Annotated in this window: 13 protein-coding genes and 1 tRNA gene; 6 read left to right on the top strand and 8 right to left on the bottom strand. The window is 45.6% G+C overall.

All coding sequences use genetic code 11. The features are described from left to right. The first annotated feature begins 70 nt into the window (after positions 1-70). Together ACFO4O_RS02700 and trhA are read left to right on the top strand one after the other, a co-directional pair. Positions 71-1,408, top strand: a complete 1,338-nt coding sequence (locus ACFO4O_RS02700) for a magnesium transporter (protein ID WP_382405787.1) — start codon at positions 71-73, stop codon at positions 1,406-1,408. A 153-nt stretch (positions 1,409-1,561) separates the two neighbouring features. After that, positions 1,562-2,212 (top strand): PAQR family membrane homeostasis protein TrhA, encoded by a 651-nt coding sequence (gene trhA / locus ACFO4O_RS02695; RefSeq protein WP_382405786.1) that lies wholly within the window; start codon positions 1,562-1,564, stop codon positions 2,210-2,212. Here trhA and ACFO4O_RS02690 read toward each other — a convergent pair. The 3 genes from ACFO4O_RS02690 to ACFO4O_RS02680 form a co-directional block, all read right to left on the bottom strand. Beyond that, on the bottom strand, positions 2,206-2,799 hold the full coding sequence (locus ACFO4O_RS02690) for a DUF4136 domain-containing protein (protein WP_382405785.1): 594 nt from the start codon (positions 2,797-2,799) through the stop codon (positions 2,206-2,208). The two genes, trhA and ACFO4O_RS02690, sit on opposite strands and share 7 nt — an antisense overlap. Before the next feature lie 679 nt (positions 2,800-3,478). Then, positions 3,479-4,312, bottom strand: a complete 834-nt coding sequence (locus ACFO4O_RS02685) for a spondin domain-containing protein (RefSeq protein ID WP_382405783.1) — start codon at positions 4,310-4,312, stop codon at positions 3,479-3,481. 163 nt (positions 4,313-4,475) lie between these two features. After that, a complete protein-coding gene (locus ACFO4O_RS02680) occupies positions 4,476-5,486 on the bottom strand; it encodes a GlxA family transcriptional regulator (RefSeq protein ID WP_382408196.1) in 1,011 nt (336 codons plus the stop codon). A 136-nt stretch (positions 5,487-5,622) separates the two neighbouring features. Between ACFO4O_RS02680 and ACFO4O_RS02675 the strand changes: the two genes are divergently transcribed. Beyond that, positions 5,623-5,946 (top strand): DUF3817 domain-containing protein, encoded by a 324-nt coding sequence (locus tag ACFO4O_RS02675; RefSeq protein ID WP_382405782.1) that lies wholly within the window; start codon positions 5,623-5,625, stop codon positions 5,944-5,946. Then, the gene (locus ACFO4O_RS02670; RefSeq protein WP_382405781.1) at positions 5,943-6,344 is read left to right on the top strand and encodes a CopD family protein; all 402 of its coding nucleotides are present in this window, start codon (positions 5,943-5,945) and stop codon (positions 6,342-6,344) included. The genes ACFO4O_RS02675 and ACFO4O_RS02670 overlap by 4 nt, the downstream gene beginning before the upstream one ends. Positions 6,345-6,460: 116 nt before the next feature. On the opposite strand, the gene ACFO4O_RS02665 is transcribed toward ACFO4O_RS02670, so the two are convergent. The 4 genes from ACFO4O_RS02665 to ACFO4O_RS02650 form a co-directional block, all read right to left on the bottom strand. Next, positions 6,461-6,537, bottom strand: a tRNA-Pro gene (locus tag ACFO4O_RS02665). Positions 6,538-6,657: 120 nt separating this feature from the next. After that, positions 6,658-8,847: a xanthine dehydrogenase family protein molybdopterin-binding subunit gene (locus ACFO4O_RS02660; RefSeq protein WP_382405779.1), complete on the bottom strand. Its 2,190-nt coding sequence runs from the start codon at positions 8,845-8,847 to the stop codon at positions 6,658-6,660. Position 8,848: 1 nt separating this feature from the next. Next, positions 8,849-9,316 (bottom strand): (2Fe-2S)-binding protein, encoded by a 468-nt coding sequence (locus ACFO4O_RS02655; RefSeq protein WP_382405778.1) that lies wholly within the window; start codon positions 9,314-9,316, stop codon positions 8,849-8,851. A 113-nt stretch (positions 9,317-9,429) separates the two neighbouring features. Further along, on the bottom strand, positions 9,430-10,068 hold the full coding sequence (locus ACFO4O_RS02650; protein WP_382405777.1) for a nucleotidyltransferase family protein: 639 nt from the start codon (positions 10,066-10,068) through the stop codon (positions 9,430-9,432). A gap of 426 nt (positions 10,069-10,494) precedes the next feature. On the opposite strand from ACFO4O_RS02650, the gene ACFO4O_RS02645 reads away from it, so the two are divergent. Both ACFO4O_RS02645 and ACFO4O_RS02640 read left to right on the top strand, forming a co-directional pair. Further along, positions 10,495-11,196 (top strand): hypothetical protein, encoded by a 702-nt coding sequence (locus tag ACFO4O_RS02645; protein WP_382405775.1) that lies wholly within the window; start codon positions 10,495-10,497, stop codon positions 11,194-11,196. A 167-nt stretch (positions 11,197-11,363) separates the two neighbouring features. After that, complete coding sequence (locus ACFO4O_RS02640; RefSeq protein WP_382405773.1) at positions 11,364-12,053, top strand: 2OG-Fe(II) oxygenase; 690 nt, start codon at positions 11,364-11,366, stop codon at positions 12,051-12,053. A 9-nt stretch (positions 12,054-12,062) separates the two neighbouring features. On the opposite strand, the gene dcd is transcribed toward ACFO4O_RS02640, so the two are convergent. Continuing rightward, positions 12,063-12,662, bottom strand: coding sequence for a dCTP deaminase (dcd, locus tag ACFO4O_RS02635; RefSeq protein ID WP_382405771.1), 600 nt, complete (start codon positions 12,660-12,662; stop codon positions 12,063-12,065). Positions 12,663-12,723: the final 61 nt, after the last annotated feature.

Here is a 12,723-nt window from a genome sequence, read left to right as displayed (position 1 = left end):
CTAGGGCGTAACAAAGGTAGATAACGCCCATTTTCTTCATGAACGCCTGCGTATTTGATAAGGAGTCAATATGTCTGAACAGTTACCTGATTTAATCGACGAGATTGTATCTGCTCCTGATCAGCAGCGGGTCGAAGCAATAACTAACGTTATTATTAGTCAAGATGAAGATGATATCGCCCTGCTGCTTGAGTCAATTCCTTACGAGCAACGACTCGCTGTTTTTCGTGACATCCCCAGACATAAAAAGCTCGACGTTTTGGTTGAAATGCGAGCAGATGCACGTGAACCACTTATCGATGAAATTGACTCTCAGGAATGGGAAGCGCTGTTTGCCGATGTAGACGCCGAACAGCTACTTGAATTATCCGACACGCTTCCAAATAAGTTGGTTGACCGTGCTTATGCGGCAATGGACAAGCAACAGCGTCAATATTTTAAAGATGCCAGTCAATACACCGATTCGCAAATTGGTCACTGGTTAAGTCACGACGTGCTGGTGCTGCCATTAAACGCCAAAGTGCGCGACGCGCTTCGACTTATTCGTCGCGAAGTACCCGATTACACCGACTGTATCTTTTTGCTCAACCGTGCAGGTCAATTTTCAGAAGCGGTAAAGCTTACCAAGGTATTTGGTGCGCCTGAACATTTACCCTTAGTGGATTTGAGTGAGGAAGAAATTGATGTCATCAAAGCTGACGAGGACTGCACGCTAGCTGCGCGCATTGTACAAAAATCTGGCTTTGCCTCGCTGCCGGTAATAGATGATAACAATCAGTTTTTGGGCCGCGTTGATATGCTCATTGCCAGTGAACTGGTAAATGAGTTCTACGAACGCCAAGTCATGGCTGGCGCGGGTATGGACGAAGAAGAGGATTTGTTTTCACCGGTGCGAAAGAGCGCCAAAAATCGTGCGGTGTGGCTGGGGATAAACTTAGTCACTGCATTTTTAGCTTCATGGTTCATTGGTTTATTTGAAGCGACGCTACAACAGGTTGTTGCTCTAGCTGTATTGATGCCTGTGGTTGCCAGTATGGGCGGCATCGCAGGTAGTCAAACCTTGACCCTCATCGTGCGCGGTCTCGCACTTGGACAGGTGACCGGGGCCAACCGCAAAGCTTTGCTGCAAAAAGAGCTTCGGGTGGGCGGTCTGAACGGCGCGGTTTGGGCCGTTGTAATTGGTCTGGTGGCTTATTTCTGGTTTTCTGACCCAACGCTAGGTTTGGTGATTGCACTGGCAATATTGCTTAACATTATCGCGGCGGCGATTGCTGGCGTTACCTTGCCAGTGTTGCTCAATAAACTAAAAATTGACCCAGCACTTGCCGGTTCTGTCATACTCACAACGGTAACCGACATCGTAGGCTTTGTTGCCTTTCTAGGTTTAGGCACACTGTTGCTTCTGTAGCAATGGTAACGCTCTTTGTTACTGGCGTAATAAAGCCAATAATAGAATGCTTGAACCTAAAGGGAGCTTTTGGGCTCGTATCACAACTATCTAACATGTATCGTATCTAATGGAATTAATGAAATTACATAAAATTTGGAGGATCGCTCAGACATGCTCCCGCTGAAACCCGCTTCAATGGACCCAAGCGCTTATTCTAATCATGAGGAGTGGCTGAGCAGCGCGACCCACGCTTTAGGTGCTGTTATGGCCATCGTAGGATTAATCCTTCTGGTACAAGCCGCGCAAACCAATATGGGTCTATTTTCAGCTTGGGTATATGGTGTCAGCTTGGTGGCAATGTTTTTGTCGTCGTCGTCGTATCACCTAACTAAAGCTCCTGCGCGACGCATACTGCTGCGAAAAATTGATCATATTGCCATTTATCTGCTCATAGCAGGCTCATACACGCCCATCCTCTTGATTGCGGTAGACACTTATGTCGCCCGTATTGGGACAATAATAATTTGGTTTATTGCGCTGGCTGGGATTTTGTTCAAACTAATTTTAGGACATAAATATCCTAAAATTAGCATCATTACTTATGCAGTAATGGGCTGGATGGCGCTGTTTATGATTTACCCTATTTATTTGGCACTCAGTGACCAAGGTTTTTTGTGGCTAATCGCAGGAGGGTTATGCTACAGCGCCGGCATTCCGCTGTATTTACTTAAAAGCCGGCACTTCTCGCATGCTCTATGGCACCTATTTGTACTAGGTGGCGCTGTTTGTCACTTTGTGACGATTTACTTCTTTGTTTATTGATTTTCGCTCTGGGCTGTTGCCGTTTTTGACGGAAAGCTTGCCAAGGTAACCGCTACTGCCGACTCTACAAATTCACCAGATGCAGTTTTCTCTGCATTAGATAGCGTTTTTGCAGATACTCCATGCCATACCGGCGCTTTGCGCGCCATGTCCATTACATCGATGGCGAGCGTGCCCTGAGAGTATACTCGTGTAGACTCTGTAAATGCTGGCGTTAATCCCCAATATTGACGGCCCCACACCCATCCTGAATTCATCATGAAGGTAGGCTCTTGCGTGACTCGCATTTTATCCCGAGCGCCTATGGTAAAACCAATCCCCATGTCAGCGTTACCGATATTCTCTACAAATACGTAGCCTTTTTGTTCCATGTTAGTGCGAATGGCCATCATTAAACGTTGCTCAACCAGCGGACTAATAATGTACTCACTTTGCACCATCATTGGTCTTTCAGATACCCAGCTAAACGTTTTGTAAGCTGAAAAATCCTGCGCTGGGTCAAAATCAGTGAACACCTTAGGCTGCGAAGCGCAGGCCGACAGCATTACAACTAACGCAGCCACACAAAATCTTGTTAATACACTCATGCATATTCTCCGGTTTTTAGACATTGTAATAATGGAGGAACTAAACAGGGCAGTAATCTATCCCTTTTGCCTATATAGTAGCAGACATGCTTAAATTAGGTAGTGGGTAACACAATGATTATTACGCATAATTATATCCTTATTAGCACTGTTTCTTTCGTCTTATGTAGTGGATGCACTAACACCACCTTTACTTAAACCGGTCGGGTCACCGGTGAGCAAATTTGTTATAACAATGAATGCTTCGTCACTATCAAATGGGAAGACGGCACTACCTCTAGTATTGACCCTGTCTTTATTCCTAATGCTGCTATCGTTTATCGCCACTGCTATGTAGCGTATTCTGATCAAGAAAAGATAGACAAAAACACCAACATTACGTGTTTACCTAAGGTTTATGCCACCCCTATTCGTTTATTTAACAGAGACAAACACCAAGCAATCCTGAATCTCGACTAGGTAAGCACGGCATCAACAAAAAGCTGCTCGCGAGGTCGGCACACTATGAGTACTTTATTGAAAAGAGGAATGAGTAGAGGTACAGGTACATCCTCGACTTTGCGTCGAATATAGCATGCTGATTGCTAAGTAGACTCGCATGCAGCTTAAAGACTGCCATAGCGAAGGTGCCGTAAACGCACTCGCATCAAGCTTTACGAGTGCGTAATATCATAGAAACTTAGGCCTTGTGACCGAAGAGTTTGCGTCTCATACCAATTAAAAGAAGCGCAATGGCGCCAAAGCCACTCATAGCAGCGGGTGCGGATACTTCGCTAACGGATATACGCGCTACTTCAAAACCTTGAGCCGTAAAATCAGCCGCTAAAGCGTCAATAGAATATCCTGCGGGGGTCATACCACCGATGATACTGAAGCCGCCCGGCAATACGCCAAGTCCGTTGCTCAAGCCCACAACACCGTTTTCGTCTTGACGAGGCTCAGCCCCTGCTCCAATCAAAAATGGAGAGCCAAAACCTCGGTTTAATTCAGTACCTGAATCCCATACGTTGGCACCAACCACAATGATATCGAGGCCCACAAAATTTCCTAAAGAATCAAACAATGAATATGCATCAGGTGCGTCATTGCCAATAAAAGCATCGTTAGTGGGTATCAGCATAGAAAGAAAGCTAAAATAGCCATTGTTCACCGCATCGATATTAAACATCGCCGATGTTACTTCGCCCGGCTCTATTACAGGCGCGCCAGCAAAGCCTTCAGGACCGAATACCAGTCCAGTCACACCGTTGGAGCTTGATGCGTTAAAGTCTGCGATGATGCCGGCAGCGTTACCTTCTTCGGCTAAAGCTTGTAATGAAGCAGATGCCGTCTCACCGGCATTGAAGGTATCAAAGCTACCATCGTGGAACCCTGCCCAGAGCGGCGTTAATGCTAAGCCACCTTCGGCAAATAAATTACTGACTTCTACTTCTACTTTTGTTGCGTGTGCTTGTGTGCCCAATAAACAGGCCATGGTAAGCGTTACACCCAATATTTTTGAGTATTTTTTCACTGTGAGTATTCCCTACTGTTGAACATGGTTTAAGGTATTTTTGTTGTAAAGACTTGATGGGCAAACATCGCCCAACTGTCACCTTATGTTCGAGTTATCACAAAAGTATCACGCAAATATTGAGATTTGATTGTCGTGTTTTCTATATCTTATTTTCTAAGTCTTATTTTCTATATAAGGACTGATAATGACTGGGGCTAGTACCCACATGTTTCTTGAAGCTTGTACGAAAGCTCACCGCACTATTGAAGCCAACCGTATTTGAGATATGCTCCATCGACAGGTCGGTGGTTTCGAGCAGTTCTCGTGCGCGAAAAATACGTGTTTGATTTATCCATTTCATGGGGCTTATTCCGGTTTGTTGCATAAACTTTCTAGCAAAGGTGCGAGGACTCATATTTGCCTGTTTGGCAAGTCTGTCAACGGTAATATCGGTATGGATATGCTTTACTATCCAATCTAATATGTAAGCCATTGCGTCGCTTGACGGGTCAACACCGTGCTTAATAAATTGCTGTTGCCCCCCTGCTCGCTCTAGCGGCACCACCAATATCCGTGCTGTATTAGCCGCAACAGCCGCACCATAGTCTTTACGAACTAAGTGCAAACACATATCTATCCCGGCTGCTGCACCCGCCGATGTGATTATCTGTCCTTGGTCGACATATAAAACATTTTCATCTACCTCAACCTTGGGATACTGTTTCGCTAGTTCAGCTCCAGCGGCCCAATGCGTGGTGACGCGCAAGCCGTCAAGTAAGCCCGTTTGCGCAAGTACAAAAGCACCTGTGCAAATGGAAGCGATACGCACACCTCTGCGGTGAGCTCGCCTTATTGACTCCAGTACAGCATCCGATACCGGCTGTCCCATGTTTTCAACACCGGGGATAATCACGGTATCAGCGGTCTCAAGTGCATGTAAGCCTGCGTTAGTAGTGATACTGAATGCCTTACTTGTTACTTGGGGTGCGTGCGAACAGACTTTTACGTTATATAACGCTTGGCTATTATGTAAGCTGGTATAAGCGAATATTTCGCAAGGGATACTTAAATCAAAAGGAACAAATTCGGGAAGTGCTAAGACCGCTATTTGGTGCATGTAAAGCCCTATTTCTACATCAACATGCCTTAGTATATCGCAATACTTTGGCAGAAATATATCGGTAATAGTCATTTCTGCCACTCACATCATCTGACATGCATCGGTATACTGTTGATACGTTCGCTAGTTCACTCAAAATGAATTGATTAAGGAAGCCTCGCTTTTCGATATACGCCTGCGCGTTTCGCAAAGCATTCTATAGACCATTATGAACCAACAACTTTCACATAAAAGCTCTGGTAAAACGCTCAGAGTAGCCACTTTATTTGAAGCCATTACCTTAGTCGTTCTGGTATGTGCAGCAGTGCCTATTAAATATTTACTAGATTATGCTCTACTCACCAAGGTAATGGGGCCTGTGCATGGTATCGCCTTCATATTTTTTAATTACATTGTTTTGCGCACTTGGTCAGAGGGATTATTAAAAGGTGAACACGCAACAAGACTCATGATTGGCGCCATGATCCCCTTCGGTGGCTTTGTAAATGAGCGCTGGCTCAAACGAGAGCTACAGGCAAAGGATGCAATATGAATTGGTACGTATTAATTAAAACCGTACATATATCGGCTGTGGTATTTTGGCTAGCAGGCATGATATTTGTGGCCTTAAGTTTGTATTTGAACCTCAACGCTAAAACTTTAAGTAAAGTACGCCAGATCGACAGAGCATTTTTTACGCCAGCGATGCTCACAGTATGGATATTTGGAATGGGTTTGGCCTATTTAACCGGCGCATTTGGCACCGGTTGGCTATCATTAAAGATAGTGCTGGTGTTGGTGCTATCAGGCATTCACGGCGTAATTACCGGTAAGTTGCGCAGAGCCTCAATAGCATCTTCTGCGGACGTTGCCGTCATCCACTTCAGTAAAGCGGCCTACGCAATAGCACCATTGCTTATCTTGATTGTTTATACGGTGGTCAATCGCTAGTGACCATTAATCCAGGTAGCAACAATGGCTCGAAGACGCATATCGTTTTGTTTAACTTGTAGATAGAAGAAGCTCTGTAAAGAGATGATTGAGCTAGCTTTGAGCAGATGCAGAATTGGTCGGTGTGATAGGATTCGAACCTACGACCCCTTCACCCCCAGCGAAGTGCGCTACCAAGCTGCGCCACACACCGACCGAAGTTGAGCATTATATGGATAAACGCCTAAAAATCTACTCTTTTGCTAAGAATTTCATCTAAGTGTTGAATGTTCAAGCACTTCTCGACGACGTACTTGAACGTAGTAACATCCACTCACACCTTTGTTGGCTGAAACGGTAAGTCTCGGTAGCGTTTTCCTGATGCTGCAAATACAGCATTGCTAAGCGCTGCGGGAAATGGCCCTAAGCCAGGTTCACCGAGTCCTGTGGGTTCGTCGCCGTTATCAATGAAGTGAGAGCGCACTATTGGCATCTCGTTTATTCGCAGTACCGGATAGTCATGAAAGTTAGAGTTTACTACCGCGCCTTCTCTAAACACGATTTCAGTGCGCAGTGACAATCCAATCGACATTACCACCGCCCCTTCCATCTGCGCAGCAGCACTGTCGGTGTTGAGTACTTGTCCGCAGTCTACCGCGCAGTCTACCTCTAATACTTTAATCTCATCACCCTGCACTTCGACTAACACGGCCATGGCTACATAAGACTGAAAACTATAGTGCACCGCAATACCAATTCCTTGGTTTTTTGGTAGTTTGTCACGAGAATGCCATTTTGACTTTTCGGCAGCGAGTGCAAGCGCACCTTTAGACCGCCTTACCTGCTCTGCTTGCTCGGGATTTTTGTTGCTGTCGTATAAATTATTGAGAAAGCTTAGCGTATCTTTACCGGTTTTGATGGCGAGCTCATCGGCAAAAGCGCCAAACGCGAATCCATAAAAAATCGCGTATACCGCTCGATACCAGCCAATCCGTGTATGGCGCTTAGCTTCGCCTGATTCGGTGCGCATATTCGCTATGCCGAATGGATGGTTAAATACGTCATTTAAACTGCCTGCAGGTGCACGCTCTACGCTCGAGTCAAACAACGAGGCAATAGGCATAAAAGCGGCTCGGTGGAGCCATGCGGTGACATGACCTTGTTCATCTAACGCCGCTTGAATATGCTGCGCGTTTATCGAATGATAATAGCCTGTACGTGTATCTTCTTCGCGCGACCAAGTAAGCTGGACCGGCGCTTTCACCGCTTTTGATAGCGCTGCTGCTTCTTGCACATAATCGCATTTGAATTTGCGGCCAAACGCGCCACCTGCCATGTTCACGTGCACGAGAATGTCTTTAGGGTCCCGCTCTAAATATTGCGCGAGTACTTTTTGAATATCGCCAGGGCTCTGCGTGGCAGCCCATACTTCGCAACTGTCATCTTGAACCCACACTACACTTGCATTGGGCTCCATCGGAGAATGAGAAAGATGTCCACCGGTGTAGGTGGCGCTGTGAATGCCAGCAGCACTTGCAAAGGCCTTCTCAACATCACCTCGCTGCGCGGTTTTCTCTGCGGGTGCCTCTACATTTTTAACAAGTTGCGCTTTGTATGCTTGAGAGTCATAGGTTTTATTTGGGCCTAAATCCCACTCAATGTTCAGCTTCTTAGCAGCTTGTTGCGCGGTCCAAGTATTATTAGCCACCACGCCCACTGCCCCTATTGAACCAAAGGGCACGTCCATACGCGGAATTTCAACCACCGCGAACACGCCTTGCATCGCAAGCGCCGCACTTTTATCAACACTGAGTAATTTCCCCTCAAATACAGGGCAATGCACCACCGCACCATATTTTAAACCGGCTACCTTAGTATCTGCGCCATAGGTCAAACTGCCATTCACTATTTCACCTTGATTATGACGTGCTATGTTTTTGCCGATATATTTATAGTCGGGCTTGGATTTCAAGGTAACTTGTTTTGGCACGTCCACGTCTGAAGCCAGTGATGCTAGCTCCCCAAACCCAAGTTTTTGCTGTGTGTTGCGATTTATCACAAAATGCGATTGCGCATAGCAGTCTTCCGCCGCTACTTGCCATTTTTTCGCGGCAGCAGCAATAAGCATGACTTTGGCCGCCGCCCCTGCTTCGCGCATGGGAATGTACATTGTCCGAATACTGGCTGAACCGCCCGTTGACTGCGGGCCATATAGCGCTTCGTTACCATCTGCTTGTTTAACCCTTACTCGCGTCCAATCGGCTTCTAATTCATCGGCAACTGCTGCGGGCAGAGCTGTACTGATACCTTGACCCATCTCACAGCGACCGCAATAAATAAGGGTATCGCCATTTTCAGCAATATGAATGAACGCATTAGGATTGAACACGGCACTATCAGCGTGTTGATCTAAACCCAACTTAGCCATGGCTGCATTGGGCAACATAAAGCCTAAGCACAAACCGCCTGCCATAGCGCCCGATTGCTTGATGAACTTGCGTCTGCTTACATTTTCAATTGTCATCTTACACCTCTTTCCCAAGTTCAAGGGCAGCATCCGATATCGCAATTTTAATGCGCTGATATGTTCCGCATCTACAGATATTTCCCTGCATGGCAGAATCAATCTCTTGTGGCGTAGGCTTGGGATTTTTTTCCAAAAAGCTGGCTGCATTCATAATTTGGCCTGCCTGACAATAGCCGCACTGAGGCACTTTATGCTTAAGCCATGCTTTTTGCAGAGGGTGGTCGTTATTCTCAGCCAATCCTTCAATGGTGGTGATGGTTTTTCCCGCTACCGCCGATACCGGCATAACACAAGAGCGCACGGCTTCACCGTCAACATGCACAGTGCACGCACCACACAATGCCATGCCGCACCCAAACTTAGTGCCGGTAAGCGCTAATTTATCTCGTAAAAACCACAGCAGGGGCATTGCCTCATCTACTGTAATTTCATACTTTTCGCCATTAATCGTAAGCGTTTTAGCCATCGGAATATCCTGTGTGCAGGTGCTGATTGATCATTAACTTACCATAGTCAAAATTAAACACTTATACAACAGTATGCAGCCCGAAGTAGAAACAGAAATAAAACGTGAATAGCTTAACGCCTTAGCCAATTTTGGTAGTCCTCTGGCGTATCAATATCAATGCTTGCTTTGGGCATATCTACACCAGATATAGCCGCGTCATCTGCTTGCAGTGCTTGTAAAAGCAATTTGGCCCCCTTGTCACCAGAAATTTGCGCCAAATCTTCAAAATACGCTCGTGGAAATATTGCAGGCACGCCATAAATACCGCTGTAAACAGCACAAACAACGTTTTCGGGAGCTTGCTTAGCAAACGCTATGAGGCGGGCATAATCGGATGATGAGAGCGCAACTTGGTCGACTAAACAAATCATGACGTGACTGATATGGCGAGGCATAGATGCTATACCGCTTGCAATACTTGAGCCCATCCCAGTATGCCAATGCTCATTGAAGACAACATTCAGGCAAATGTCTTGATGCGGCCAGACGCGCTCAATCGCCACTAACTCTCTTGCAACACTTTTGCTGTGCGCGCCGTGCACAACGGTCAATGCGTGCAAGTCATTATGACTGATTTGATCAACAGCATGCGCGAGCATGGTTGTAGAACCTATGTTAAGCAATTGCTTTATAGCGCCGAAGCGTTTGCTCTGTCCGCCAGCGAGCAACAGCGCATGGAGGCAAAATGTGGGGGCTTGCATAACGCTCATTGATAATAAAACCTTTTGTTGTCTTGTTAGCAGCCTTTCATGGCTACTCTTATGCATAAACGCGTTTATGTGCACAATTGTAAAGGGGCGTAAAGCACATCTGGCAAATCTTAATACCATTATGCTTAATCACGTCATGCACACAAACAAAGAAAACTTTCAACAGATGAAAAAATGTGCATTGGGGTGTCGAAATTATTTACACTTCATAAAAACAATTCTGGTAAACCCATGATTTAAAACAGGTAATTTAATGGTATACGACTTGCTAAACCCATTTGCTTGTTACTGTTTAATTACGAGTGAACAACTAAGAGTAAAGCCCAATTACCATTGCTCAATCTGCGCCTTCTAAAACTGTTTGGGCGCTCACGGAAGTGCTTCGCTTTTCAAAATTTCAAATATAAACTCAAAGGATTTTACCCAATGAAAAAATATAACGTACTGCTAGTATTGGCGTTATTATTAGGGAGCAGCTTTGCTTCTCATGCAAAATTAATTTTAGCCAGTGATGGAAGTTTGGTAAGTGATCTATCTAATGCGTCAGGCGTGGTGCTCGACATCAACGATAGCGAACTTTTATCAGGTGCTTACAATGTCATGGTAGAGGGAACTGCTTATGATGTTCAGTTTATTGAGGGCACATATCAAAGTATCTTTGGCGACAATCCCACGTTTTTTGCCAATGATTTAAGTAGTGCATTTAGATTTAGTGTAGCACTTAGCGACCAAGTGTTTCTTGATGTTCCAAATTACGACTTTGACTCCCGTCCAGAGCTTACCTACGGCTGCGACACCATTAGCGGTAACATTTATGCGTGTCTTGTAATTACGCTTTACGGTTCAACAAGCGATACAAGCCTTAGTTATTTCAACGCACCATCGGGGTTAATGCTATTAGGAGCACGAACCGAAAACTACAACCCCAACGCGTTTGAAGTAGATGATTCTTTTCAATATAGAGGCGATTCGCTTTTTGAAACCACCAATAGCCCGGCCAACGTTTATGCACAATGGTCTTTAGCATCAGACCGTTTGTCGAGTGTAGAAGTATCCTCGCCCGGCGCATTCACAATTGCATTGCTCGGCGGTTTATTGCTGCTAATGCGCCGCGTAAACGCCGCATAACATATGCCTATCTCGCTATGACCTAAAAGGCGCGCTTACGCGCCTTTTGCAATTAAAGGCTCAAACTAATGCTTGTGCCTAGACAAGTATTATTTATCTAAAGAATAGTTGTTGCATCCACAGAAAAAACAGCGTAAAACGCACGAAATTCTTGGATGCCCCTCACCTTGACAGCTCTACTTAAATCGCAAAAAGCTAACAGCAATACATACGCCTGTGAATACGATGGTATTGAGCACTTATTTGAATGTATTGCTCAAGATATCTTGCATCAAGGCTTTAGTGTGCAAAAGAAAGCGCTTCCCTTGCCTCTTGCCGACATTCTGCACTATCACTTAACGAATATGCCAGATAACAAATTCAGCGACGCCGCCATCGGTCGACAGCTGGCTCAGCAGCAAAATACGAGTATTCGTAGTGACGAGATCGCGTGGATAAATGGTGACAGTCCAGCCGGCACGCAGTGGCTAAAATTTACCAGCGAACTTCAGATTTATTTAAATCGGCGTTTATTTTTGGGTCTATTTTCATTTGAGAGTCATTTTGCGCACTATGCGCCAGGTCGTTTTTACAAACGTCATGTTGATGCCTTTAAGGGAGAGGCTAATCGCGTCTTATCCTTAGTTACCTATCTTAATAAGGACTGGAATGATGCAGACGGTGGCGAGCTTGTTATTTATCAAAACGACAAAGACAAATCAGGTATTACGGTATATCCAGAATACGGCACGCTCACGTTTTTTTTGAGTGAGCAATATCCTCACGAAGTAAAACCTGCCAAGCGCGACCGCTATTCAATTGCAGGGTGGTTCAGGCTAAATAGCAGCACGGCAGAGCGTGTAGACCCACCGTCATAACTGCCAAGATTACTTTTTGTCGCTGTCACCGTCTCCACTGATGCGACTCGCTATGGCGCCGTCTTGGTTGCGATACTTCGCATCAACCCGTGAATTGTAAGGGCGCTCAGCATGACCACTCAACATTTCAAAACTAATCGCCCCAATCTTCATTCCGGGCTTGAGCGCAAGCGGCAGCTTTCCTGAGTTAAAAAATTCAAGCACGATATTGCCCGACCAGCCTGGGTCAATTCGGTGCGCCGTCACGTGCACCATAAGACCTAAGCGCGCGAGTGACGAGCGCCCATCAAGCCAGCCAACTATATTAGAGGGTAGACTTACTGATTCATGCGTAACCGCTATTGCCAACTCCCCAGGATGCAGAAAAAACGACTCATCGTCTGCAATGGCAATTTCATCGCTCATCACGCGGTCTAATGCTGCCTGTACTTCTGCTTTAGGGCCGCTCAAATCAATGTATGGCGCGGCATGAGCCTGAAACGTTCGAAACTTGCTCCCCAACCTCACATCAACTGTCACGCCGCTGATTTGATCATGCTCTGGTGCTGGCTCAATTTTAATTAGCCCGTCTTGCAAATATTGCACGATATCTTTGTCACATAAGCGCATGAGAAACCTTTTATCCTTGTTATGTAATAATTGTTTTGATACCACAAAACTGCTGCCTAGC

Origin of the sequence: Glaciecola siphonariae, from assembly GCF_042652645.1 — a bacterium.
Classification (GTDB): domain Bacteria; phylum Pseudomonadota; class Gammaproteobacteria; order Enterobacterales; family Alteromonadaceae; genus Glaciecola; species Glaciecola siphonariae.
Note: the sequence above shows the minus strand (reverse complement) of the source record. Positions and strands in the feature narration are given on the sequence as shown.

Excerpts from the sequence above, each read along its gene's own strand:
- ACFO4O_RS02660 (WP_382405779.1), bottom strand. The coding sequence starts at position 8,847 with ATGACAATTGAAAATGTAAGCAGACGCAAGTTCATCAAGCAATCGGGC.
- ACFO4O_RS02650 (WP_382405777.1), bottom strand. The coding sequence starts at position 10,068 with ATGAGCGTTATGCAAGCCCCCACATTTTGCCTCCATGCGCTGTTGCTC.
- ACFO4O_RS02680 (WP_382408196.1), bottom strand. The coding sequence starts at position 5,486 with ATGACTATTACCGATATATTTCTGCCAAAGTATTGCGATATACTAAGG.
- dcd (WP_382405771.1), bottom strand. The coding sequence starts at position 12,662 with ATGCGCTTATGTGACAAAGATATCGTGCAATATTTGCAAGACGGGCTA.
- ACFO4O_RS02700 (WP_382405787.1), top strand. The coding sequence starts at position 71 with ATGTCTGAACAGTTACCTGATTTAATCGACGAGATTGTATCTGCTCCT.
- trhA (WP_382405786.1), top strand. The coding sequence starts at position 1,562 with ATGCTCCCGCTGAAACCCGCTTCAATGGACCCAAGCGCTTATTCTAAT.
- ACFO4O_RS02655 (WP_382405778.1), bottom strand. The coding sequence starts at position 9,316 with ATGGCTAAAACGCTTACGATTAATGGCGAAAAGTATGAAATTACAGTA.
- ACFO4O_RS02675 (WP_382405782.1), top strand. The coding sequence starts at position 5,623 with ATGAACCAACAACTTTCACATAAAAGCTCTGGTAAAACGCTCAGAGTA.
- ACFO4O_RS02670 (WP_382405781.1), top strand. The coding sequence starts at position 5,943 with ATGAATTGGTACGTATTAATTAAAACCGTACATATATCGGCTGTGGTA.
- ACFO4O_RS02645 (WP_382405775.1), top strand. The coding sequence starts at position 10,495 with ATGAAAAAATATAACGTACTGCTAGTATTGGCGTTATTATTAGGGAGC.
- ACFO4O_RS02690 (WP_382405785.1), bottom strand. The coding sequence starts at position 2,799 with ATGAGTGTATTAACAAGATTTTGTGTGGCTGCGTTAGTTGTAATGCTG.